This is a genomic window from Candidatus Mycoplasma mahonii, from assembly GCF_030550815.1.
In the GTDB taxonomy this organism is placed as follows: Bacteria; Bacillota_I; Bacilli_A; order Mycoplasmatales; family Metamycoplasmataceae; genus Mycoplasma_O; species Mycoplasma_O mahonii.
In genome coordinates, this window is sequence record NZ_CP114583.1 from 650499 (window position 1) to 677199 (window position 26701).

20 protein-coding genes, 3 tRNA genes, 1 other RNA gene and 1 pseudogene are annotated in these 26701 nt (G+C 30.0%); 13 read left to right on the forward strand and 12 right to left on the reverse strand.

The window, feature by feature from the left end; genetic code table 4:
• Positions 1–171 precede the first annotated feature (171 nt).
• The 6 genes and pseudogenes from rpoC to O3I44_RS03080 form a co-directional block, all read right to left on the reverse strand.
• Positions 172–4323, reverse strand: a pseudogene (rpoC, locus tag O3I44_RS03055) (DNA-directed RNA polymerase subunit beta'); the annotation flags it as partial.
• On the reverse strand, positions 4313–7840 hold the full coding sequence (gene rpoB / locus O3I44_RS03060) for a DNA-directed RNA polymerase subunit beta (protein ID WP_303717053.1): 3528 nt from the start codon (positions 7838–7840) through the stop codon (positions 4313–4315). The gene rpoB and the pseudogene rpoC, both read right to left, overlap by 11 nt.
• A 130-nt stretch (positions 7841–7970) precedes the next feature.
• Positions 7971–8960 carry a S66 family peptidase gene (locus O3I44_RS03065; RefSeq protein ID WP_303717054.1) on the reverse strand — a complete coding sequence of 330 codons (990 nt, stop codon included), beginning with the start codon at positions 8958–8960 and terminating at the stop codon, positions 7971–7973.
• Positions 8961–9424: 464 nt separating this feature from the next.
• Positions 9425–9598 (reverse strand): hypothetical protein, encoded by a 174-nt coding sequence (locus O3I44_RS03070; protein ID WP_303717055.1) that lies wholly within the window; start codon positions 9596–9598, stop codon positions 9425–9427.
• A gap of 19 nt (positions 9599–9617) precedes the next feature.
• A complete protein-coding gene (locus O3I44_RS03075) occupies positions 9618–10097 on the reverse strand; it encodes a redoxin family protein (RefSeq protein ID WP_303717056.1) in 480 nt (159 codons plus the stop codon).
• 490 nt (positions 10098–10587) lie between these two features.
• The gene (locus tag O3I44_RS03080) at positions 10588–11976 is read right to left on the reverse strand and encodes an MATE family efflux transporter (RefSeq protein WP_303717057.1); all 1389 of its coding nucleotides are present in this window, start codon (positions 11974–11976) and stop codon (positions 10588–10590) included.
• A 305-nt stretch (positions 11977–12281) separates the two neighbouring features.
• Between O3I44_RS03080 and O3I44_RS03085 the strand changes: the two genes are divergently transcribed.
• A complete protein-coding gene (locus O3I44_RS03085; protein WP_303717058.1) occupies positions 12282–13460 on the forward strand; it encodes a Fic family protein in 1179 nt (392 codons plus the stop codon).
• 5 nt (positions 13461–13465) lie between these two features.
• On the opposite strand, the gene O3I44_RS03090 is transcribed toward O3I44_RS03085, so the two are convergent.
• Positions 13466–13927 carry a dihydrofolate reductase gene (locus tag O3I44_RS03090; protein ID WP_303717059.1) on the reverse strand — a complete coding sequence of 154 codons (462 nt, stop codon included), beginning with the start codon at positions 13925–13927 and terminating at the stop codon, positions 13466–13468.
• Positions 13927–14793 (reverse strand): thymidylate synthase, encoded by an 867-nt coding sequence (gene thyA / locus O3I44_RS03095; protein WP_303717060.1) that lies wholly within the window; start codon positions 14791–14793, stop codon positions 13927–13929. The genes O3I44_RS03090 and thyA overlap by 1 nt, the downstream gene beginning before the upstream one ends.
• A 74-nt stretch (positions 14794–14867) precedes the next feature.
• Here thyA and O3I44_RS03100 point away from each other — a divergent pair.
• The 11 genes from O3I44_RS03100 to ffs all read left to right on the forward strand — a co-directional run bounded on the left by O3I44_RS03100 (position 14868) and on the right by ffs (position 21343).
• A tRNA-Thr gene (locus O3I44_RS03100) sits at positions 14868–14943 on the forward strand.
• A 1-nt stretch (position 14944) separates the two neighbouring features.
• Positions 14945–15035, forward strand: a tRNA-Ser gene (locus tag O3I44_RS03105).
• 68 nt (positions 15036–15103) lie between these two features.
• Positions 15104–15382 (forward strand): hypothetical protein, encoded by a 279-nt coding sequence (locus tag O3I44_RS03110; protein WP_303717061.1) that lies wholly within the window; start codon positions 15104–15106, stop codon positions 15380–15382.
• A gap of 205 nt (positions 15383–15587) precedes the next feature.
• On the forward strand, positions 15588–16037 hold the full coding sequence (locus tag O3I44_RS03115) for a deoxycytidylate deaminase (RefSeq protein WP_303717062.1): 450 nt from the start codon (positions 15588–15590) through the stop codon (positions 16035–16037).
• Between the two features lie 9 nt (positions 16038–16046).
• Positions 16047–16712, forward strand: a complete 666-nt coding sequence (locus O3I44_RS03120) for a 16S rRNA (uracil(1498)-N(3))-methyltransferase (protein ID WP_303717063.1) — start codon at positions 16047–16049, stop codon at positions 16710–16712.
• Between the two features lie 34 nt (positions 16713–16746).
• Positions 16747–16839, forward strand: a tRNA-Ser gene (locus O3I44_RS03125).
• Positions 16840–16951: 112 nt separating this feature from the next.
• Positions 16952–18427 (forward strand): lysine--tRNA ligase, encoded by a 1476-nt coding sequence (gene lysS, locus O3I44_RS03130; RefSeq protein WP_303717064.1) that lies wholly within the window; start codon positions 16952–16954, stop codon positions 18425–18427.
• Positions 18420–19220, forward strand: coding sequence for an HAD family hydrolase (locus O3I44_RS03135; RefSeq protein ID WP_303717065.1), 801 nt, complete (start codon positions 18420–18422; stop codon positions 19218–19220). Before lysS ends, O3I44_RS03135 begins: the two co-directional genes overlap by 8 nt.
• Positions 19221–19229: 9 nt before the next feature.
• Positions 19230–20843: an ABC-F family ATP-binding cassette domain-containing protein gene (locus O3I44_RS03140; RefSeq protein WP_303717066.1), complete on the forward strand. Its 1614-nt coding sequence runs from the start codon at positions 19230–19232 to the stop codon at positions 20841–20843.
• An 85-nt stretch (positions 20844–20928) separates the two neighbouring features.
• Entirely contained in the window at positions 20929–21186 is a 258-nt protein-coding gene (locus O3I44_RS03145; protein WP_373317551.1) for an HIT domain-containing protein, read from the forward strand.
• Positions 21187–21255: 69 nt separating this feature from the next.
• Positions 21256–21343: signal recognition particle sRNA small type (ffs, locus tag O3I44_RS03150), an RNA gene on the forward strand.
• Positions 21344–21359: 16 nt separating this feature from the next.
• Here ffs and O3I44_RS03155 read toward each other — a convergent pair.
• From O3I44_RS03155 to O3I44_RS03170, 4 genes are all read right to left on the reverse strand, one after another.
• Complete coding sequence (locus O3I44_RS03155) at positions 21360–21569, reverse strand: MAG6790 family protein (RefSeq protein WP_303717067.1); 210 nt, start codon at positions 21567–21569, stop codon at positions 21360–21362.
• Between the two features lie 376 nt (positions 21570–21945).
• On the reverse strand, positions 21946–22938 hold the full coding sequence (gene dusB, locus O3I44_RS03160; protein WP_303717068.1) for a tRNA dihydrouridine synthase DusB: 993 nt from the start codon (positions 22936–22938) through the stop codon (positions 21946–21948).
• A 370-nt stretch (positions 22939–23308) separates the two neighbouring features.
• Positions 23309–25240, reverse strand: coding sequence for a DEAD/DEAH box helicase (locus tag O3I44_RS03165; RefSeq protein WP_303717069.1), 1932 nt, complete (start codon positions 25238–25240; stop codon positions 23309–23311).
• On the reverse strand, positions 25233–25949 hold the full coding sequence (locus tag O3I44_RS03170; protein ID WP_303717070.1) for a hypothetical protein: 717 nt from the start codon (positions 25947–25949) through the stop codon (positions 25233–25235). The genes O3I44_RS03165 and O3I44_RS03170 overlap by 8 nt, the downstream gene beginning before the upstream one ends.
• Before the next feature lie 53 nt (positions 25950–26002).
• On the opposite strand from O3I44_RS03170, the gene O3I44_RS03175 reads away from it, so the two are divergent.
• Complete coding sequence (locus tag O3I44_RS03175) at positions 26003–26524, forward strand: ATP-binding cassette domain-containing protein (protein ID WP_303717520.1); 522 nt, start codon at positions 26003–26005, stop codon at positions 26522–26524.
• Positions 26525–26701 lie beyond the last annotated feature (177 nt).

The following is a 26701-nucleotide window of genomic DNA, read 5'->3' on the forward strand; positions in this document are numbered from 1 at the left end:
TTAGCACTCCATTTTTATATCATTTTTAATATTTTATTGACCAAATTCTTCTCTTAATTCATCTTCAGCCATTTTAATTTCTTCAAAATTTAATTTTTCTACTTGTTTTGTTTTAAAGTAATCTCTTGGATCTCTAATATCATATTTACCTTTAGCCTCATAATCAGATGAAGTTCCAGCCGGAATTTTATGACCCACAATGATATTCTCTTTTAGTCCTTCCAAATTATCTCTTCTTCCTGAAATAGAAGCATGTACAAGCACTTTAGCTGTCTCTTGATAAGAAGCGGCTGATAGGAATGACTCAGATAATAATGGAGTTTGTTTAGCACCTTTTAAAATAATGGACCCATAAGCTGGTTTTTTACCTTGAATTAATAATTCACGATTAATCATTTTATATTTTTGCACATCAACAAGTGTTCCGGCAAATAATTCTGAATCACCTTGATATTCAATTTGAATTTTGGAAAGCATTTGTCTGATAATAATTTCAATATACTTATCAGAGATCGCGATACCTTGCATACGATAAATTCTTTGAATTTCTTTTAATAAATAATTTTGTACTGGTCTAGGTCCAGCATATTCAAGAAGATCTTCAAGAACAATTGGCCCATCAACAAGCTTTGAACCAGCTTTAACAATTTCACCTTTTTTACGTCTAATCCGTCTAGTGGCTAAGAATTTATATTTATAAACTTTGCTCCCATTATTAGTTTTAGATAAGTCAGTGGCTTTAACAGAAATAATTTTCTTGTTTGTTTTATTATCATTTTCATCTAGTTCATATTCAATGGAAACTACTTGACCATTAGTTTTAGAAATAACCGCTGATCTTTCTCATGTTTTCTTCGTTGCATCAATTAATTGTTTTAGACGATCAAATCCACCAGTGATATCATCAACCCCAGCAACACCACCTGTATGGAAAGTACGCATAGTCAGTTGAGTTCCAGGTTCACCAATTGATTGAGCAGCAACAATTCCGACTGCTTCACCAATTTGTACAACAGTATTTGTGGCAAGGTCTTTACCATAACAAATCTTACATACACCATGACGCACTTGACAGCCAAGAACCGATCTAATTTCAATGGAATCAATTTTTTCTTTCACAATTTTTCTAACTAATTCATTAGTAATTAAAACGCCTCTTTCAATAATAACTTCACCATCAGCATTAACTACTGGTTTATTGGTAAATCTCCCTTCAATTCTTTCTTGCATAGAAACGATAACGGTATTAGTCTTAGTATCTTTTATGTCCTTCACAAGGAAACCATAGTCTGATTTACAATCATCTTCTCTAACAACAATATTTTGGGCAACATCAACTAATCTTCTAGTCAAATACCCTGAGTTAGCTGTATTAAGAGCTGTATCAGTTAGACCTTTTCTAGCCCCATGAGTTGATGAATAAAATTCATAACTTGTTAATCCTTCCAGAAAGGATGATTTAACCGGTACTTCAACAGTTGAACGAACCTGAATATCATTTTTAGCAAAAGCCAAATACATTTTCTTATTATTAGCCATTAGTCCACGCATACCAGCTAATTGCACAAAGTTTGAAATATTTCCCCGGGCTCCAGATTTCATCATCATGAAGATGGGGTTATATTCAGTTGAAGATGCAACTTTTTCTAAGTCAGCTTGAATAAGATCTTTGATAGCTGTTCATTTAGCAATAACTAAATTATATCTCTCATCATCAGTTAGTAAACCTTTTTTGGTCATCTTTTGAATTTCAGCTACATAATTATCACCTTCAATAACTTGTGCTTCTTTGATTGGCGAATTTTTAATATCATCAATAGACATTGTTACACCAGAAAGCATTGAATATCTAAATCCTAGTAATTTTATATTATCAAGTGACTTAGCCACGATATTAGTATAATCAAACCAAACTTTTTCTAATAACTTAACTTTTTCATTAATTTCAAAAATTCGTTTAACCCCTTCATTTTTTAATGTAATAGCTTTATCAATTTGAGCATATCTTCTCTTCACAAACGAAGAAAGAATTTGCGCATGAATCACACTTAATTGCTCACCTTTATGGTTAAGTAATTGTGAAAATTTCATAACTGAATCTTGGTGATTACCTGCGTTAATGGTATTAATTACATTTGCCAAATCCTCTTTTGGAATTTGTGAAACATATTGGTCAAAGGCTGCACGAACAACTTTAGAAATATTCTTCTTATCAAATGGTTTATTAACTTCCATTTCCGCAATGGCTTTTCTTAAATCTGTTCCTTGAGGGAACAAGTATTTACTATATTTACCATCAAATGTCTTAAAACTACCATCAAAAATAAACGGAAATCTTGTCGGGAATGATTGGTTAAAAATAAATTTCCCAACTGTTGAAATAATATATCTATCATCATTTTCTAAATATTCTTTGCCTATTTGCGATGCAGGAATAATCACCCTTGCATACAGATCGATAACTTTATGGTTATAGGCTTTAAACATTTGATCATAATTAGAATAGAAAGTACCTTCACCTTTAGCTTTAGCTTTTTCAATAGTTAGGTAATAAAGGCCCAAGATCATATCTTGTGAAGGATTAATAATTGGTTCTCCATCTTTGGGACCAAGAATATTTTTGTTAGCAAGCATTAGTTCTTTAGCTTCTCTAATAGCTTCAGGAGAAATAGGAACATGAACCGCCATTTGATCGCCATCAAAGTCAGCATTAAAAGCTGTTGTAACAAGGGCATGAAGTTTGATTGCTCCACCCCTGACTAATACAGGCTCAAAAGCTTGTACAGATAATCTATGTAATGTTGGCGCACGGTTAAGCAGCACAACTTTACCAATCATTGTTTCTTCAACAAATGGTCAAATCTTATTATCTTCTTCTTCAATAATCTTCTTAGCAGCTTTAATTGATGAAACAACATTAGCATCAACTAATTTTTTGATAATTCATGGTTCAAATAACTTCGCGGCCATTTGTCTAGGAATTCCAGCTTGGTGCATTTTCAAATCTGGACCAATAACAATAACTGATCTGCCTGAATAATCAACACGTTTACCAAGAAGATTTTGTCTAAATCTTCCTTTTTTACCTGTTAAGGCATCAGAAATAGATTTAAGTGGTCTATTATCTTTAGACATAACTGGTGAAGGTTTTTTTCTAGAGTTATCAATTAAAGCATCAACTGACTCTTGTAACATACGTAATTCATTTTGAATAATTAAAATTGGTGCTTCAAGTTCAAATCATTTTTTCAATCTATTATTTTTGATAATAATTCTTCTGTATAGTTCATTAACATCAGATGTTGAATGACGGCCACCATCAATTTGGACTAATGGTCTTAGGTCTGTTGGAATAACTGGCAAATTAGTAATCAACATATCACTTGGGTCTTGTTTAGATTCAATGAATGCATTAATAATTAGTAAACGTTTGTATAATTTAGCCCTTGCTTGTAATTGTGTAGTGTGATTAGCAGATTTGGAAATTTTGTTATTAATTTTAGCAATAGCTGTTTTAGCTACTTTTACCTCTGCTTTAAGATCAATTTTTTCTAAAATATATTTAATAGCATTAGCGCCAGTGCCGATTTTGGCTTCTGAGTACTCCTCAATAATTTCATTTAATTCATAGAAATCAATTCCATAATCTTTACCAATTTTTGAAGAAGCTGTTTCTTCAAGATCTTTGATGGCAAAATTAATTTCTTCAATGGCGTCTTGATTGCCTCCCTTTGTCATGATTTTCAATAATTCTCTAAAGGTGTCTCGATAAAAAACGGCCGCATTGTTAATATCGATAATTTTGTGTTTGGGCAATGTTTTTAATCCACCTGATTCTAAAACAATGTGTGATTTAAAGTAAATAATACTTTCAATTGTTGTTTTAGAATGAATTTTAGCTGATCCTTCTGCTCTGATTCCTAGTAGTTTAGCAAGAATAGAGTGATCGATTTTGAAAAACCAAAAGTGCATTACAGGTGAAGCTAGTTCAATATGACCCATTCTTGTTCTTCTTGAAGATTTAGGTAAAATTTCTGGTTGGAATAATTTACATTCGTCAGTCTTTTCACAAATTTGACCTTCATTAGATCTTTTGTGCTTAGTTCCACAAATGGGGCATTTAAAGTCTGTAATCGGCCCAAAAATCATTTCATCAAATAAACCATATTTTTCTGGTTTAAAAGTTTTATAGTTAATTGTTTCTGGCTTTGTAACTTCTCCATGTGATCACTCTTTGAAATCATCAGATTTAGCAAGAGATAATCTTATGGATTTAATTGAATTTTCATCAATTGTGGCATATTTTCTAGATTTAAATGGCATTTTCTTCCTCTCAGTGTGAATTTTCTTCAATATCTAACTCAATTTTTAATCCCAAGCCTCTTAATTCATAGGCAAGAACATTAAATGATTCAGGCATACCTGGTTTAGGTAATGGGGCACCATTTGCTAGGGCATTATAAATTTTATTACGACCTTCGATATTATCCGATTTATAAGTAAGTAATTCTTGAAGCACATTTGTAGCACCATAAGATTCAACGGCTCATGTTTCCATTTCACCAAACCTTTGACCTCCATTTTGAGACTTACCTCCAAGTGGTTGTTGCGTAATAAGTGAATATGGTCCGACTGAACGAGCATGCATTTTATCATCAATCATATGAGCAAGCTTAATCATGTACATGGAACCAACAGAAATCTTGTGATCAAATTTTTCACCTGACGTTGGATCATAAAGATCAAATTTACCATTTTCTGGTAAATCAGCTTCCTTTAGAATATCAGTAATTGTATTGTATTTAATTCCATCAAAAACCGGCGAAATAAATTTAACATTCAATTTCTTGGCTGCCATTCCTAAATGTAATTCCAATATTTGACCAATGTTCATCCGTGAAGGAACACCTTGGGGGTTAAGCATAATGTCAACTGGTGTACCATCTGCTAAGTGAGGCATATCTTCAATAGGCAAAATTCTTGAAATAACACCTTTATTACCATGACGTCCAGCCATCTTATCCCCAGGTTTAATTTTTCTTTTCTTAGCAATATAAATTTTAACAACCATTTCAATGGCATCTTTTAATTTATCGCCTTTGTCTCTAGAAAGAACTTCAACATCAATAACAGTTCCTCCATGCCCGTGTTTAACTTTTAAAGAAGTATCTTTTTGATTACTAAATTTCTTAGCAAATATGGCGGCAATCAATTTTTCTTCAGGAGTGGGATTATCTTCACCTTTAGGAGAAACACGTCCGACAAGTACATCTCCAGCCACTGCTTCTGAACCGATTCTAACGATTCCATTTTCATCAAGATTTCTTCTTGAGAAGTTGGATGTATTAGGAACTTCAGCAGTTAACTCATCATCACCAATTTTAGCTTTTCTAAATTGAATTGTTTTTTCATCAATGTGTAAAGATGTAAAAACATCATCTTTCATTAATTTTTCAGACATGATAATAGCATCTTCGTAGTTATAACCATTTCAAGTGGTGAAAGCAACTGTGACATTTTTACCAAGTGCTAATTCACCTTTATCAAATGAAGGACCATCAGTAATTATTTGACCTTCTTTAACTTTATCTCCAACAATAACAATTGGTCTTTGACTAATAACTGAACCTTGATTAGATCTTTCAAAAGCTCTTAATTTATAAGTTTTATTTTTAGATCCGTGCTTAATTTTGATAATAGTTGAATCAGCATAAACAACTTCGCCATCTCTTTCAGCGCGAATATTAGATGCAGAAAACTTAGCAATATCTTTTTCAACCCCAGTAGCCACATATGGTGCCTCTGATTTTAATAAAGGAATTGCTTGACGTTGCATATTTGAACCCATTAGGGCACGAACAGCATCATCACTTTCTAAGAAAGGAATGCACGAAGAAGAAATTGAAGTCATTTGTTTAGATGAGACAGATACATAATCAACTTCTTTTGGTGAGACAACAATATAATCAGAATCTTTTCTAACAGTTATGACTTTATCAGTTAGGACTCTTTTCTCATTAATATTAATTGTTGATTGCGCAAAAGTCAATCCTTTTTCTTGGAAGGCCGTCATAAAGATTGGTTTTGATTGAACAACATTATCAATTACCTTAAAATATGGAGTTTCAACAAACCCTAGTTCATTAATTCTGGCATAGTTAGAAAAGTTAAGAATCAATCCAATACTCGGCCCCTCGGGTGATTCAATTGGACAAATACGCCCATAGTGAGTACTATGAACATCACGAACATTAATAAATGCTGTATCTTTATTAAGCCCACCAGGACCTAATGATGTTACCCGACGTTTGTTAGCAATTTCTGCAAGAGGATTCATTTGATCCATAAATTGTGAAAGTTGTGAGGAGTTAAAGAATGTCTTAAACTGATTGAAAATCGCTTTGTTGTTAGTAATGTTTTTTGGAGTAATCTTTTCTGGTTCCTTTGATGACATTCTTTCTTTAGCATTTCTTTCTAACTTAGTTAAGCCAATTTGGAATTGGTTTTGCAATAATTCTCCGACAGCCACAACTCTTTTATTAATAAGTGAATCTGGATCATCATCCAATCCTAAGCCCTCTGCAAGATTAAAGTAATATGAAACAGCAGCAACAATATCAGATATTAATAAATGATTTTCATCAGATGCAGACAAGTTCCCCAAAACAATAATGGGTTTTACTTTATTTTCAAAATCCGCAAGATTCTTATTAACTAAAATAGAAATAACCTTAACTCTGCTTGCCAGTTTGGGGTTATCTTCTAGATATGATCCATAAACTTCTTTAGTAATACCTTTTGCGTTTATTGGCTTAAGGACTTTCTTGTTGAATTGTTTTTGAATTTCTTTAGCAAGTTCAAAATTGATTACTGTTCCGGCTTTATATAAAACTTTATCGGCTATTTTAATATCAGCAGCTAAAATTGTGTCAGTGATTCTTTCAACCAAATTAAGTTTTCTATTAAGCATGTATCTACCAGTTTGGGATAAATCATATCTTCTTGGATTAAAGAAAATATTTGGGAAAAGATTCTTCTTAGAATCAGCTGTGATTCTATCGCCTTTTCTGATAATTCTGTGCATTTTTTCTAGACAATCTTCTTCAGTTACATCTTTGTCCTTAAGAATTGACTCAGTAATAATTGGCACATCACCAAAAGTTTCGACAATCCCATCCTTCGACATTCCTAATGCTCTTAGAAAAGTGGAAATAGAAACCGATTTCTTTTTATCAATTGACATCCTTACATAGTCTGCTGTAGAACCAGTAACTCTGTGAGATATGTCAAGTCATGATCCTAATTTCGGTATTAGTTCCAATCTATTGTAAAGAGCACCACGGATATTTGAAATAGAGTTTTTAGTGTTAACTCCATAATAAGCACCTGGTGATCTTAATAATTGTGTAATGATTATCTTTTCAGAACCATTAATCAAGAAAGTTCCTCCGCTTGTCATAAGTGGAATTTCTCCAAATAGGACTTCTTGGGTCTTAGCTTCAGCTGTTTCTTCATCAATTTTTTGAACTTTACCCATGACTTTGACATTGTAAGTCATGCCTTTTTGTTTTGCAAGTTTAACTGCATCAAATTCATTCTTTGGTTTTTCAAGTCTTAATGACTTGGGTAAAAACTCTAATCTTATTCTTCCATTGAAAGATTCAATTGGATATATATTTTTAAATGTTTTTGCTAGACCATGATTCAAAAATCATTTATATGAATCTTTTTGGATTGTTAATAAATCAGTAATAGGTAAATCATGTGCAGTCTCAGAATAATCCCTTCTCTTTGTGGTGGGTCCAAATGTTTTTAGTTTGTATTCTTTAGTAATAGCCATAAAACCTCTTTCTAGTGTAACACATTATATTATGTAAACATGCAATATATGTAAATTGCTAAAACATTTTACCATAATTTTACTTAAATTCAACAAAATACCTTTGCAAAAAACATTATTTTGTCTGCAATTAGGATATTTTAATTTTCTTATTTTTAAAATTGATCATACAATTGCCACCATAAGGAATAGTTAATAATGGGGCGGTATGTCCAAAGTTCATATTAAAGACAAATGGTTTTATAATCAGCTCTTGTATGATGCTTAAATATTCGTTAAAATATGTTTCATCTTTGGGTTTACCAAATATAAGACCTGAGCAAACATCTATTTCTTTTTGTAGTGATAGTATGGATTTTCTAAAAATTTCTGGCTTCATTTTTTCTTCAGAAGTTTCTAGAAATATAATCGCATTATTTCATTCACTTAAATTTGGGAAAAATTCCTCATCCTTAATTTTAATGATTGTATCCAGGTTTCCTCCAATAAGGTGCCCAGAGATTGCGCCAGTAGATCTTGAAAAAATAAAACCTTGTTTTTCTTTGTTCATTTTTCTTGATGTTTGATCTAAACTTTCATCAGCAAAATCTAAAAATTCGCTGGTTCATTCATTGGCAGATTCAATATGCTGAGTAGCATTTTTAAATACAGCTTTGTTAAAACTATCAATTGTATACTGATGCATCTTAACATTTTCGGCAAAGCCATCAAGGACAGCCGGACCATAGTATGATTGGACGCCAGCTTTATAAAACATAAGATGTACTGAAGTAATATCTGAATAACCAACTAAAATTTTGGGATATGCCTTGATAGATTTAAGGTCAATAAATGGTCATATCCTTGAAGAATCAATTCCACCTATATTAGCAATAATTCCTTGAATAGTGGGATCATTAATAGCGTCCATTAAATCTTTAGCACGCTTGTCAGGATTATCATTGATAAAATCAAAACCTTTCAAAGAGTTGGGTGAAGCAATAACCTCTAAGTTAAAGATATGCTCAATTCTATCCTTACCAATTAAAAAGCGATGATAAAAACGCTTATCCCCAGCCATTCCTCCGGATAAACTTTGCAAAGAAACTTTGTCATTTACTTTCAATTTTGGTCTGATCATGGTTATTTTCCTTTAATTATTACGCATATATTTTAACATAACGATTTCATTATTCCATCATGGAATTAGTTTCACTATTAAGGAGCATCCTAATACCTCGCCAAAAATAATCAGAATAATAGCAAGATAAATTTCATATATTTAGGATCTTGCACGAAAAATTATTTCGCTAAAATACCTCCACCAAACATCCAAACATTCCCTTTAGCTTATGCCATGATGTCTTGAATTGGTGCTTTTGGCGCAACTACATTACCATTATTAATAGGTTTTTTGATGTTGCAACAAAAATATTCTTATTGGAAAATGTTTTTCATAATCACCAAAAACTTTAGTCACTTCAAGAGTTCTTTGTCCCGTTATGATGGTGTAAATTGATTCAATAAATTTACTAGATCCATAGAACCCAAAATAAAAAAACCATGCCCAAAATGTGGTGCATAGTTGTTATGCTTCAACAAATATTATTTTTTGTAATAAATTGTACAAGCTTTATTTCTTCCAATTGAATTGGAATCAGCGTATTGAGTTATAGATACAATTTGATAACCCATTTGCTCAAATTTATTTGCCATTTTTGTGGCCTTAACAGCTATAGACTCTTGCGTTAGTCCTTTAATTCTTTCAAAGTAGATCATTTATGTCTCCTTCAAATAATTATACTAAAAAATCTTCAACGAATTTATAATTTGGTTCTTCAGCTATTTCATTTTTATAAGCCATTTTTTCAATAACGCCATTTTTAACTATCATAAATCCTCTAGTTAGTTTTCCTATTTTTTCAATAATTGAATTAGTGTTATTTCCGAATTCTTTATATTGATCTGTTCAGATATCAATATTATTATAACCGTGAGCTAAACATCAATCATTAATTGTATCTACAGGATCAGCTGTTAATGATAAAAATTTAATATCTTTATGTTTTGCAGCTATTTTGGCAATTCATTGTGTTTGATCATCACAAACACTTGTAGTAATGTCTGGAAATGTAGATATGATTACAAGACCTTTAAGATCACTAAAATTCATATCTTTACCTTCACGATTAACAGCTTTAAAATCCAGTTTGCTGCCTTCGCTAATTAATTCACCAATCAATTTAAATTCATCACCCTTAATTGTTACTTTATCCATATTCATCTCCTTTTTAATTTTATATTCTCGTTGATTATACCATTGAATTATTAATTTGATAGTAATAAATGTGAACCCATAAATTATTTGCAATTTTGTTATTTTTGTAATGTTTTTGATTATTTGATCTTTATATTGGAAATACATAAATTTATCAAATTTTATTAATTTATTCAGATATATCATGATTGTCAACCTAGCAAATTAATCATTAAAAGCCTTTTGTTATAAGTTTTTATGTCTATATTATATTTTAGACAATCGATTTTATGCAAAAATATAGCAATATATTACAGTGCCATTTGTTAATCATAATTACATTTTATTGTAAATGACTACAAGTTTGAACTATTTCATAATTTCACTTTATTGATAAAATGTTATCTTGGTGTTATTTATTTATAATTTCATATTACTGGGTTGTGAAGACAATTAAAGTAGCAAAAGAAAAACAAATGCAATAATGAGTTTTTACCTACCTTGATATTTATTAATATTCTTTGATTCTTTTGAGTCATTTATATCTTTTATAGTCAAAGTAGATTAAAATAGCCGGAATAAAGTAAAGGCATTGACAAACAATAAAGTTTACCTCGAATGATCACCCCAACCCCAAGTAAGATAAAATAAAGATCATAGGAATAACTAGTCAAGTGTGAAAAAAATAATTTAATAAATTTGGCACAAGTTGGAATCCACTTGTTTCTAAAATAGCCGAAAAATATTGAGCACACGTATAAGCAATCACGGATCCAGCGAACGTGTATATCATTATTTTAGCCACTCTTATATTACTTTTACTATCCAACATCGCTTGCGGTAGAAATGCTGTTGAAATTAATGCTAAAACAACAAATATGCTAGTCAGAAATACAATCGAAAATCATAGTTTTGTTGCTGTCTTTCGTGCTTCTTCAAACTTTCCTTCACCGAGTAAAGTGCCAATAAAGATTTTCACACTTCTATTTATCCCAGTAAAGACTGAGAACATGATGCCTGCCACCATGTAAGCGACAGTCATTGGTTTTATAATATTGGTTGAGTATAAATTGACATAGATAAATGTAGAAGCGGCAATTGATACTTGCATTAATACAAAGGTAAAAAATAATCATGATCGTCTTAAAACTTCTTTTACAACAAATTTATTCATTATAAATATATTGGTGGATCAAAATCCCTTGAATCAACCCTTATGTCATCAGACAAAAAATGTCACAATGCCAAATTCAACCGCATAAGAAATTGTTGTTGCTCATGCTGATCCTTCTGCACCAAGATCAAGTTCATAAATAAAAATGTAATCAAAAACTATATTTAATCCAAGGGAAACCAAGGAAACATATAGTGCATATTTGGCTTTACCTTTTATTGCCAGCGGATTTAACATTGCCCAAGCAAAAGAAATAAATAAATGTCCAAGAGCAATGATTTTTAAATAATTTGTAGCTATTTGTTTAATGATTTGTGAATCCGTTGATTCACTACTCAGAAAAAATAGATTAACTATTGGTGAAGCAGCAAAATACATAATTAATGTTATGACAGTAGTGACTACTAGTGAATATCAAAAATTAAATTTAGCTACATCGGTAAATGTCTTTTGATTATGGGCAAAATGTGAATACAAAATACTAAAGATGATAGCAGTAGCAGAAAAGAATGCTTGAAAGCCAAATCATATTTCTCCGGCTATGCCAACTGCAGCGTAATCAACTTTAGGGGGTTGCCCAATTCGCTCATAACTATTAACCATAATTCCATCCATAAATGAAATAGCAACTACCACAACTTGTGATAGTACAATGGGAACCAAAATCTTTAGTGATTGTCTAAAGAATATTCAGTTGAAATTCGTCATTTTTAATTTCTTTATCACTATTAAGTATATTTTACCATTATCATGATCTAATAAAAGCGGCGATAATAAAAATATCTATATTAAAAAATTATATAAATGTTATAGTGCAAATCGGATTAACTTGTCATTAACATAAGTTAAGTTGATTTGTACTTAATATCTTTTTAAACATGAAATCAGTTGTAAAGAATTAATTATTTATGGGTGATATATACTTTTATTAAATATTACTATCGACGAATAATTAATATTTTAAAGTAATTAAAGCAAAATGGTTTAATTGCTTTAAAATATGTTAAAATAAAAGCAGAAAGAAGTAATAAATGGAATTTGAAGACCAAAAAAATTATGTGAAAATAAGGTTATTTTCTGAATTAATTGATGGAATACGTTTTACGGATAACCAAAGAAAGCTAGTTAATGATCTTATTTTTGAAATGTCTGAACTAAATTCAACACTAACTAGTTTAACTACAGGAGACTATAAGATTTTTCTATTGCCATTACTCATGATTGAAGGAGAAAGTTCATCCCTTATTGAAGGCACAAAAACTAGGATTGATGACTTTGCATACGATATTGTAGAAATGAATAACATTCCTCAATGAGAGACAAGAAATTTAATAAATCTTTATCATAAATATTTTAATGGAGATTACTATAACAAGAATTTCATTTTTTCTGCAGATAGTATTGCCAACATACATCTTGAATTATATGCGAATGATTCAAATAAAAAATTTAAAATGACTTATGATACATCAAAGGAAATAAGCAGGGTAAAACCAGGAAAAATTATGAAAGATGATGCAGACCCCAACTTTATTGCTGGTACCACTGCAGATATTAGAGATGCTTCTATAATCATGGTTAAGCCATCCCGTAAAAGGGAGTATCTTGATGACTTAATGGAAACAATACATGATAAGTATGAAAAAGATTCTTTGTTGATAGAACACATAGCATTAATGCATCCACTTTTTGAAGCAATCCACCCGTTTGTTGATGGTAATGGAAGAGTTGGGAGATTATTTTTGAGTCTTTCCTTGAAATTTTTATATAAACAACTGAATTTCCCAATATATTTATCTGAATTTTTTAATAATAATGAAAAAAAATATAAACAAATCTTGCGTGATGTTCAACTAAATGATAATTATGATTCATGGAACGAATGAATATCTTTTTTTATTGACTCACTAATTACATCTAAAAGAAAAATGTCTGACAGGGTTAAAGATATAATTAAATTATGAAAGCAAATTGAAGATTCTAATTCCATCAATACTACCATTAGAAAAGAAATTGCAAAAATTTTCTTCAAATACTATAAAATAAAAAAATATTTTGCTATGGAAAAGTTAAAAATCGACCATAAAGGTGTGTCGATACAAACACTTTATAATGACTGGAATATTGTCACAAAAGCCTTGAATATTAAAGACAATGGAGACGGATATTATGTGTTTTCAAATTTGTATAAAATTATAAGACAATCATAATTATTTTATTTAGTATATTTATAAACAGTAAATTTTTCTTGCTTATCAAATTGAGTTTTCTTATAATCACTTAAGTCCATATTCAAAAATACATCACCTTGAACATTAGTTTTCATTTCTGACACATATATTTCATCTGCAAATTGGTAAAATTGCTCGTAAATGGATTTACCACCAGCGATAAAGAGTGTTTTATCAGAATTTTTATATTTTTTAAATACAGATTGTAGTTCATTTAAAGATGTTATTGATTCATCAGCTCCTTTTGTTTCAGCAGACCCCAATACAATATGTTTTCTCCCAGGAAGTTTTTTTGGCAAACCTAAAAACGTAGTTTTTCCAAATAGTAAATCATGACCCATTGTCATCTTTTTAAAATGTTTAAATTCCTCAACGATATGTCAAGGCATTTTGTTGCCATTACCAATCAGGTTATTGAATCCGACAGCTACAATTAATTTAATCACTAAACAGCCACTTTTCCTTTAATTAAAGGATAAGGATCATAACTAACTAATTCAATATCTTCCATTTTAAAGTCATAAATAGATGTAATATTTGAGTTCAGTTTGATTGTAGGAAGATCTTTAGGTGTTCTTGTCAGTTGTAAAGCAACTTGTTCTTGATGATTGTCATAAATATGGGTATCACCAGTTGTATGAATGAAGTCTCCTGGTTTTAAACCTGTTACTTGTGCAATCATTAAAGTTAATAGTGAGTATGAGGCGATGTTGAATGGTACGCCCAAAAACACATCAGCTGATCTCTGATACAATTGGCATGATAATTCACCATCATTAACAAAAAATTGAATGAGAGCATGGCAAGGTGGTAATACCATTTCTGGAATTCTTTGAGCATTCCAAGCACTGATAATAATCCTTCTTGATTGTGGGTTATTTTTAATTTTGTCTATTACATTTGCTAATTGATCAACACCTTCAAAATTTCTTCATTGTGCTCCATAGATGGGCCCAAGTTGGCCTCATTTTTCAGCAAATCCTTGTTCATGTTTTATCTTTTCAACAAAGGCTTTCATATCTTCGCCTTGATATGTGTTTGACTTATGATAGATTTCATAAGGTCATTCGTTTCAGATTCTAACGTTATTGTCAACCAAATATTTAATATTAGTATCACCAGCAATAAATCATAATAATTCATGAACAACTGATGGTCAATGGATTTTTTTGGTTGTTAATAATGGAAAATGTGATCTTAAATCATATCTCCTTTGTGTGCCAAAAAGAGCTATGGTCCCAGTGCCTGTTCGATCACCCTTGTGCTTTCCATTTTTTGTTATTTCTTCTAATAGTGATAAGTATTGTTTCATAATATGTATATTATAAATAATTTAGGGAATATATTTATCTAACTTGCTAAAAAAATAAGATAAAATAACATTATGCCGTCATAGCTCAGTTGGTAGAGCAACTCCATGGTAAGGAGTAGGTCGTTGGTTCAAATCCAATTGTCGGCACCACGGGGAATTACTCAAGTGGCCGAAGAGGCACCCTTGGAAAGGGTGTAGTAGAGTTAAATCTAGCGAGGGTTCGAATCCCTCATTTCCCGCCATATGTAATTACTAAATACCATTAAAACATATTTAAAAATGAGTGTTTTTTTTATTTTATAATATAAAAATGAAATTATTAGATAATTCACTATATTTTCTCACACTATCCATCATTGCTGTTGTTGCTGGACTAGTCTTCATATTTAATAAAGGATCATTTTTCATAAAATATGATAAAAAGATTAGAAACGCTTTTGTTGTTACCACCATCCTTAATACAGTGACATTTATGATTCATGAAAGTATCATTTGCGGTTGACACCACATCTTGTTCAGTGATCTTTGCCCATTTATCTCAGTTTTAGCTATTCCGACAATGATCATTGGATCACGTTATACAAAATAACTATGCCGCGATTAATTGTTGGTTTAATCTTAGTTATGTTGTTGGGTCATCCGGGTTTTACAAATCAAGGATCAATGTTATTGTTAAATCAAGTGAGGAGGAAAATGCCTTATTAAATTTAAAGAACAATAACCAAAATGATGATACCAATTATTAATAGAATATTTTGTTTGAATTTTTATTACTTTTAAGTTATTATTTAATTATGAAAAGCATAAATTGAGATGAATATTTTATGGCCTTAGCTAAGGTCTCAGCGCTAAGATCAAAAGATCCCAACACCAAAGTAGGGGCAACTATCGTTAACAAAAAGAAAAGAGTTATTGGTCTTGGCTATAATGGCATGCCAAGTGGTAATGATGATTTTCCTTGAAGTCGAGAAGGCAAACATGTTGATACTAAATATCCATATGTGATCCATGCAGAAATGAATGCTGTTTTAAATGCTATATCAAATTTAGAAGATTCAATGTTATATGTGTCACTTTTCCCGTGTTCAACTTGTGCAAAATTCTTAATTCAGGCAGGGATTACTGAAATTATTTACGAGAATGATAAATATAAAAACACTGAGGATAACTTGATTGCAAAAGATATTTTAAAAAAATCATCTATTACATTTAGAAAAATGGAACCATTTGAATTAAAGATTTAAGGAGCGATAATGTTTAGATTTTTTGTAAATGAAAAAGATGATGAATTTTTTCCACTAACCCAAGAAACACTCCGGCATATTAAAGTCGCAAGAGTTCAAAATAAGGAATTCATTTGTACATATAATAAAACATTTTATGTTTGTACATTAGAAAATAATCATGCTAAAATTATCCGACAAATGGATGATAATCATGAGTTTACTAATGAAGTTATTTTGGCGGCTTCCATTATCGATTCTAAGAGATTCGATCTTTTAATTCAAAAAGCATCTGAATTGGGTGCCACAAAATTTATTCCTATGCAATCCGTCCATGTTTCTAAAAAAATATCTGGTGACTTAGACAAGAAAGTAGCAAGATGAAATAAAATTGCTTTTAATGCATCAGAACAATCATTCAGAAACGTCCCAATGGAAGTGACTAATATTTTATCATTTGATCAAGTCATTGTCATTGATCAAACAAATAAATTTATCGCTCATGTAACAGATGCCAGCCCAGTAAAAAATAATTTACCAACGGATTCAATCTTTCTTGTTGGACCAGAAGGAGGCTTTAGTGATAGTGAAATTTCTTTAGCCAAAAAAAATAATTTTCAAGTTTTAAATTTAGGTAAAAGAATATTAAGGGCTGAAACCGCATCAATTTTTATCCTATCTAGAATAAATGATTAATCTAATATTTTTTAGATATAATATTTAAGCAAATGGGCGATTACCCAAGTCCGGCTGAAGGGACTAGTCTTGAAAACTAGCAGGGGCTTCACGGCCCGCGGGGGTTCGAATCCCTCATCGCCCGCCATTTGAAAAAATTGACTTATTAGGTCAATTTTTTGTTATTATTTCAAGTTATTATTACTTTACCAAACATCAATTTTGTTTTAATGGTAAAATATACATAAAAAGGGGTACTTATGAGTCGAAAATTTACTGAATTAGAACTAGTCAGAAGAGAAAAAATTAAGAAATATCATGAAATAGGAATTAAACCTTGATCTGCAAAGAAAGATTTTTCAGATAATTCCAAGTCGCTCGAAGATAAGTATGGAAAATTCTCAAAAGAAGAGTTGCATGAACAAAAAACACAAGCATCAGTTGTCTGCAGAATTATGACTACAAGAGGTCCTTTTATCATCGGAAAAGACTCAACTGGACCACTTCAAGCATATATAGCTAAAAAAACTTTCCCAAAAATTGATCAATTAGTCAAAACACTTGATATAGGAGATATCATCTTTTTTGAAGGCGAAGTAATGAAGACTAGCACCGGAAGCTTAACTATTAGAGCCTCTAAGTTATCACTTTTAGCAAAATCTTTAAGACCACTACCCGAGAAATTTCACGGATTAAAAGATGTTGAAGAAAGATATAGAAGAAGATATGTTGATTTAATTGTTAATGATGATGTAAAAAATATTTTTTGACAAAGAACTAAAATTATTTCATCCATCAGACGTTATTTTGATGACCAAGAATATATGGAAGCTGATACACCAATTTTACAAGCTATTCTTGGCGGTGCTGCTGCAAAACCCTTTACCACTCATCATAATGCTTTAGATATGGAATTTTATTTAAGAATTGCCACAGAACTTCCTTTAAAAAGATTGCTTGTTGGTGGGATTGATCGTGTTTATGAAATTGGACGTCTTTTTAGAAATGAAGGGATTGACACAACTCATAATCCCGAATTTACTACGATTGAATTTTACGAAGCGCATACAGATTTAAATGGAATGATGAAACGCACTGAAGAGGTTATTGCTTTTGCAGCAAAAGCAATTGATAAAGAAATAATTGAATATCAAGGACATAAAATAAATGTTAAAGGGCCTTTCAAAAAAGTTAATATGGTTGATGCTGTTAATGAAAAAACTGGTAAAGACTTTAGAGTTATCTCTTTTGATGATGCTATAAGCATTGCTATTTCTAAAGGGATTAAAATTGAATCATATTTTAAATTAGGACATATCATTAATGAATTATTTGAAAAATTGGTGGAAGATACTATTATTGAACCAACTTTCATTTATGGTCATCCTATTGAAATTTCGCCTCTAGCTGCATTAGATGAAAATGACCAACGATTCACTCAAAGGGCAGAATTATTTATTTTAGGAAGAGAATATGCCAATATGTTTACTGAGTTAAATAACCCCATTGACCAGATGAAAAGATTTGAGGGGCAATTATTGGAAAGAGAAGCTGGTAATGATGAGGCTAACGAGATAGATCTTGATTTTGTCGAGGCCTTAGAGTATGGTATGCCCCCAGCTGGTGGATGTGGTATTGGGATTGACCGTCTTGTAATGCTTTTAACTGGTCAAACATCAATTAGAGAAGTTATTTTATTTCCACATTTGAAAAACAAAAAGGATAACAATGAGTAAAATATTTGTTTTTGATATGGATGGAACCATTCTTGATGATACATCGAAAATTATTCCCCAAACCATTGAAGCTTTGAAAGAAATAAAAACAAAAGGACATATGACAATGATTGCAACTGGTAGACCATTTGTCGATATCGTGAGAGACTTAGATGAAGAATGATTTGATTTTATAATTGCCAATAATGGTGGTTATTTTTATGATTGTAGAACGAAGAAATTTTACTATGACAAAGAACTGCCGCATAAGTTTTTTGATATTGTTGTTAAGGTAGGTAAGCAATATAATTGTATGTTTGCAGCTCACGTTGAAAAGAGAGCTTATCGAGCTAGCTTGATGGATGTTCCAATAGATATGAGCGATGGACCATATGAAGAGTGAATGAAATTTGATCTAGATACAATTGAGTCTGTTTCAAATAATATTAGCAAAGAAAAAATATTACAACTTTCCCTAAGGGGCACAACCGAAATAATCAATAAGATTATTCCGATTTTCAAACAATATGAATCAGAAATCAATTTTCGTATTGCTAATGAAGTCTATCTTGATGTCAACCCAAAGGGTGTCTCTAAATTAGGTGGAATTAAGAATGTTTTAAAATTAATTGGAAGAAATCTTGATGATGTTATTTCATTTGGTGACTCTGGTAATGACCTTGATATGCTATCTGGATCAGGGTTGGGTATTTGTATGGGAAATGGTAATCAAATGGCTAAAGATGCTGCTAACGAAGTAATTGGAAGCAATAATTCAACCGCAATTGCAAAAAGAATAATGGAGCTTATTTAAAGGAGAAACATGATAGATATAATCGGATTAGGTAAAGCATTTTCAGATAAAAAACTGTTTATAAATGTGAATTTAACATTTCTGAAAGGGAATACATACGGAATTATTGGCGCCAATGGAGCTGGTAAATCAACATTTCTTAAAATTATCTCAGGCGATATTGAATCATCTGAAGGTCAGGTTATCATTAGTAAAAATACTAGACTTTCATCTCTTAGCCAAGACCAAAACTTATTTGATGATAAGGTGGTAACTAATGCTGTTGTCATGGGTAATAAAGATCTATATGCCATTCAGGAAAAAAAGAATACCATTTATGAAAACCCTGAAGCAACCGAAGATGATTATAACGAGGCTGCTCATTTAGAGGAAGAATTTGGGGCCAAAGGTGGATGAAATTCTGAAAATGATGCACAAATTCTACTTTCAGGTCTAGGAATTGAGAAAAAACTTTGAGACGCAAAAATGTCTGATCTAAAAGCAACTGATAAAGTAAAAGTTCTTTTGGCTCAAGCGCTTTTTGGAGAACCTGATATTTTGATTATGGATGAGCCTAGTAATCACCTTGATTTAAAAGCAATTAAATGATTAGAAGAGTTTTTAGTAGATTATGCCAATCTTGTAATTGTTGTTTCCCATGATTCTGATTTTTTAGATCAAATTTGTACCCACATTGTTGATATTGATTTTGGTGGTGCTAAAATGTTTAGAGGGAATTACTCCTTTTGAAAAGAATCTTCACAACTTGCCCTTGAATTACAATCCAAACAAAATGCTAAGAAGGAAGATCAAATAAAACAACTGGAAGATTTTGTACGGAGATTTTCTGCTAATGCATCTAAATCATCCCAAGCTACATCCAGAAAAAAAGCTCTTGATAAAATTACATTAGATGATATTAAACCTTCAACAAGAAAGTATCCTTATATCAGATGGAATCTTAACCGCGAGCCTGGTAAGGATATGGTAGCGGTCAGAAACTTATCTTACAAAACACCACAAGGAGAAACTCTTTTTGACAATCTTAACTTCATTATTCATAAGAGTGAAAAAGTTGTATTAATTGGAGAAGACGACCTTGCTAAAACAAAACTCCTTGAAATTATGAATGGTGATGTGAAGCCAACATCCGGAGAAGTTGTGTGAGGTTCTACCATTACTCATGATTTTTATCCAAATGATAATTCTGCTTATTTCAAAACTGACAAACCAATTATGGATTGAATTTCCGAATTTCCACTTAATAATAAAGAAGAAGAAAATAAAGATAACTCTGATTCAAGAATGAGATCATTTTTAGGGAGAATGCTTTTCAAGGGTGATTCAGCCTTAAAAAATTCTAAAATGACTTCTGGTGGGGAAAAGGCCCGTCTAATGTTTTCCAAAATGATGTTAACTGAATCAAATTTTTTATTACTAGATCAACCTTTGGATCATTTAGATACTGAATCAATTGATTCAGTTATTGATGGAATTAAGGAATATAAATCAGCATGTATATTTACAACTTATAATCGGGCTTTAATTAGAGAAGCGGCCAATGTCATTATTGAAATTAAAAGTAATTCTTCATTTATTTTCCGCGGGACATTAAAAGAATACGAAGATAAAATGGGATATTAATATGGATATTTTTGAAAAAATAATTAGAAAATAATTACCAGCAACTATTATTTATGAAGACGATCAATTTATTGCTTTTAATGATATCAACCCGAAATCACCAAGACATTTTTTAGTTGTACCAAAAAAGTTTTCAACTAACCTAATAGACATTGATAATGAAACTCTTTCTAGACCGATAATAAAAGCCAAAGAATTGGCTCTTCAAGTAATTCATGATTTATGTGTGGATGGATTTAAAGTCCATATAAATAATGGTGCTAATTCACAACAAGAAGTTTTCAGAACTCATGTTCATATTATTCCATCTAAAAATAATTTATCTTTAGACATTGTTTTGTAATCATGAATTCATTTATATACAAAATATCTTTAAAAATGTATTATTAGAAAAATAAAATAGTATAATTTATTTGCCATTGGAACTGTAACCTTGTAAATTGGTCAGGACGGGAACGTAGCAGCCACGTCGAGAAGTATTGTGTCCGATGGTCTTTTTTTTACAAAAAAAGTTGTTTAAACAACTTTTATTAATGTTTCTTTTGGGTTTCCATGTAACTGATCTCTCTTAATATGGATGATTTCAATCTCATTATTCATATTGGTATGTTCACCTTTTTTTTGTCCTCTTTTATAATGCAGAACTTGTTTTTCAATACCTTCTACTGTGTGACCCTCAGCAATAACTTCTTTATTCCTTCTTAACATAGCTTTGTATTGGTACATAAATACTCCTTTTCTATATTATATTCATTAATTATTCTTTATATTAAAAATGAATGAAAATATTATTCGATATCCGTTGTTGTTAAATTATGTTTCAACCTATCTTCCATTAGTTTTTTAATAAATTCTTTATGCACAGCTAGAGTTTTCATAATTAATTTATTGACTTAACCAAAATTTTATTTAATGATATATTTTACATTTTCTTTTATTAATTGAATGAAGTTTGATAAAATATTGAATTTTGATATAAAGAAACTTTTTTTGTTATTCATGCTGATATTTAAATTTATGTTTTTCAATTCAATCTCATTCATATATATTACACTTTCAACAACCTTTTGTAAAAGTTTCTAAATGGTTGTTAAAATTAATATTAACTATTACTATGAGCTAACTGATATGATGCTTTGAATTCATTAAGATTGATAATTAGTTCATCCCTAGAATTTGATCTAATAACTTTTTCACGAGCTGCTTTGGCTCCTTTAAATCTTTTTAATCAATTAATAGCCATCCCTCTTGTCTGCAAAATAGCTTGTTTTTGAGATTTAATAATTACTAAGTCATCATGATAATCAACTAACTCTTTAATTACTTCAGGAAGATTAGGTAACTTGTCATATGTTCCTTTTTCAAGGTAATCATTAATTTGCTTAAAAATTCATGGATTATCTCTTGCTTCACGAGCAATCATAATACCATCTACTCTAGTTTCAGCAAGTAATTGTTTTGCATCTTCAGGGGTACATACATCGCCATTACCAATAACCGGAATGGATACAGCATCTTTGACTTCTTTAATTTTGGATCAATCAGCTTTACCTTTAAACATTTGGTCTCTAGTTCTACCATGAACCGTGATTGCTGCTGCACCTGCTTCTTCAGCAATCTTAGCAACTTCTATATGAGTTAATGATGCTTCATCTCATCCAATTCTTATTTTGATTGTAAGCGGCTTACTAATGACTTTGGTAACTTCTCTAACTATCTTTCCAACTAGTTTGGGAGTTTTAACAAGGGCAGAACCAGCTTGAGATTTAAGGGCCACTTTAGGCACTGGACAACCCATGTTGATATCAATAAAGGAACAGTTGGAGTTTTGGTCAAAATATTTTGCAGCTACAACATATTCTTCGACTGAACCGCCAAATATTTGTAGGCCAACAATCCCTTCATCTTTTTTAATATCAGCAAGTTCTAATGTTTTTTGAGAATTATATTTTAAGCCAACATTAGAAATCATTTCTGTATAAGTTACAGCAGCACCATATTTAGCACCCAACTTACGAAAAGCAATATTAGTTACTCCTGCCATAGGTGCTAATACAACCTTGTCTTTTATTTCTATATTTCCAATTTTTCACATGATTGAATTATATATTGATTTCATGTTTTAAAACTTAAGTTCATTTTGAATAACATAAATTAAATAAAAAAGAATTATATATATTTAGAACTTCAAAATAATTTTACTTTGGAAAAATAATGTTTTGATTTATGTTAACAGTCTTCATCTTAGTAATCATTTTGAAACTATTAACTTAATATCTTTAGTGGGTCCGATCTTTATCGCTACAATGTTGATTAAGCTATCTGGTATCCTTGTTTTAGAAAAAAGGTGATATGAAAAGATTTGGAGATGATTCTTTTATAATATAGAACATATTAATAAAACTCCTTATCTATCTCCTTGAATAGGTAGAAAAGGGATTAAAAATAACTGGAAGTAAAATAAATTATTTATTTGCTATTTTAATAATTTCTTTAATTTCAGTAACAGCATCATCATATTCTCCATTTGAAATTGTTGTATCTATGAAATCATGTGGTAAACCATTATTTTGTTCATCTGTTTCCGTTGGTATCACAATATTTTCATCAATTAGCGTTATTAATATGAAAACTTTATTGATAATCGATTTAGTTTTTTCTTTATCTCTTGCAATAAATGAAATGTAACAAGTTTTATACAATGATTTTTCTAAATCATCTAAATCTGATCAATTTTCTTTATTAGCTCCCGAAAACATAAAACTTTTGTATTTTTTTTCTAGATTATTAGATCTTTGCTCTAGGTAGTACTTATATTGTTCTCATAATACAGTTGGTTTGTATTTGTATATTAATCTTTCTATATCTCTTTTTATATATATTTCTGATGCACCATAAATTAATCTTGATAAATTAGTGATAATATCTAAAAATGAATCACTAGGATTTTTTAAGTCTTTTATATGCATCAAAATATCTTTTTTTGAAAGAACAATTTTTCTAAAACGTGTCTTTTTTTCCTTTCCTTCTATGTAGTAGTCAATTAATGTTTTTGTTTTTGTTCCATCGTATAATAAATCATCTTTTGATGTTTCTGCAACCAATGATGTGCTCTCTGTTTTATCGATATCTATTAATATTTTATTTTTAACATCAAACAAAGAGTCTATTTTATCAATATCATCGGAAGCATATATGGTCCCGTTCCTACTTTCAAAGTCTTTAACACTGTATCTACCAACTCTACCAATTAAATTTCTGAAATTGAAATTTGTGAATTTTGACTTACCTATTTCCTCATAAATAAAAAGAGAATTAGCTTTTAAGTTAACTCCTTGAGTAACGGTTGTTGTGGCAAACATATATTCAGCTTTGTTAGCTTTGAATAATGCTTCCTGTATTATTCTTATAGGTTTTGGTACATCCCCGTTATGGATTACAATCCCAACTTTTAGCAAATGTATATATTCATTAGTTCCGTATTCATCTCTTATCCATTTAAAAATACCTTTGTATTCATTCTCCAAATTGATATCACTATATTTTTTGATTTTATTTGAAAGATTGAATGATGATTTTTTATTACAATAAATAATAGAATTTTTTATGATTTTTATTTTTTCAATCATATTTTCTTTTTTAATTAGTTCTATGTCTCTCGATGTTATATCATATGTAAAAATTTCAGATATAAAATTATCAGAAATTGATTTTGGAATTATCGTAATCGGATTCTTTATATTCGGAGAAATTAATTTTATTCTTGCACCACAGTCAACAACTTTTTTCAAAAGCTTTGCTAAAAGTATGTTCCTATCTGAAGAAGTATTTATCATTTCATATGCTTCATCCATAAAAATAATGTCTCCAAATGAAATCTTTTCTTGATATGCTTTTTCTTGTGTGAGAACTTTAACTTTTTCATCAACTATTGGTAGAGTTGAATTTGGAATTTCAGATTTTAAAAGTTGTTGATGATACTCATTTGCCAATGCATTTGTTGGTACAACTATTATCATTTTTTTATTTATTTTTTTATATAAGTCCTTCACCAAAAGCCTTATTAAAAATGATTTTCCAAATGACGTAGGACAGGAAATGGAATAGTTCTTTTCATCACGCAAAAGTTCTATAAATTTTTTTTGATGCTTATTCATTTTAACATTGTGCAATGTTGTAAATAAATCCTCTTTTCTCATGTCTGTTATCGGTATTATTTTTTCTAAATCTGATATTGAAGAAAAATCATTAAGAGCACACAAAATAACATCTTTTTCAAAAATATGTGTACTTGTATCTATTAATTTTTTATTTGCTTGTTTAACTAGAACGATTGATTTTTGTTGCAAATTAACATCAAAATCCAATAAAATTATTTTATTAACTAGATTATTCATAAATATCTTCTTTGAGTATTCTGTTGTTTATAACATCTCATAATTGTAGAAAAGTTATTGATTCAGATTTCATAAAAGCTATTCTAACTATGTTGAATTGAATATTGTCTATATTTATAATATTTTTTGCTGCAATTAATCCAGCTCCAAAATTACTTTGTTTACCTTCTTCAATTTTTTCTATTTCGTTTATGGCTTCTTCTTTTTCTTGTGAATTAAGCTTAAGAGATGTCACTTGTTTATAACTAAATACCCCATTATTGATTCTCTCAATTATTGTATTGATATCAGATTGTTTTTGATGAGATGTTATTTTATTTTTTATATCTTTAATTGTTTCATCACATGCTTCCATAATAGTTGAATTCAACACATCATCTTTAGTTTTACATTCAAATCTTATAATTCTTCTTAATGAATCTATTTCATCTTTTGTAATTGCAAAATTATCAAATCCTTGTTGATTGTATAGAATCGTTTTATTATTAAGCCTAAGCAGATTATTTTCAATTATAAATAAATTAACCAAAATTTCTGCTGCAGTATATCTCCATTGAGATTCACTGTATTTTTCTATTTTTGGCTTTATTACCTTAAAGTACTGAGAGAACTTTTTTATTCCCAATAATGAAAAAAACTCTTGTATATTACAATTTTTTATGAACTCTTTTAAATATTGAAATCTATATTCTTTAATTATTTTCTTCATGAATAAATTATATTACGAATTAAAAATATGATGATGAATATATTTTTCAAAATATCTCATTCATTTTTAACAAATCATCCAATATTTTATTTTTTGACTCCAATGGATCCGGGAAGTCAACACTTTCAAAGATAATTTCTAGGCTTGATAAAAAATATGAGCGTGAAGTATTCAGAGATAAATCTACTAAAAATAATTATTATCAATCATCGTTTATTTATCAATCATCATCTCGGGATTTCATTAATGGCAATGTTATAAAAAACATAACTTCATTCAACGAAGATTACGATACTCAAAGATTAGAAAATATAGTTGATATGCTAAAAATTCAAAAGATCACTTCAAAAAATATACAAAAGATATCTTCAGGAGAAGCGGTGCTAGTTAAAATCGCAACAGTTCTTTATTCAGGTGCAAAATTAAAAATTTATGATGAATTACTTATGAATATAGATACTAAAAAGCGCATTAAGGTTCTTGATATAATTTTAAAACAAGATTCTATAAATATAGTTATATTCTATTCACTAAAAAAGATGAAATTAAAAAATTTGACAAAGTATTATCTTTAGACAAAAGCAAATAAATAATATTATTAATTAGCATGTTTTTATCCAAAGTGTATAATAAAGATATGTTAAAGAATAAAACAAAGATTTCAAACCTGCAAAGGTTAAAAAAGAGATGGAACCAGGGTTGAAAAAGATATTATTAGTTTTTGCAATAATAGCAGTATTTATTATTGTTTT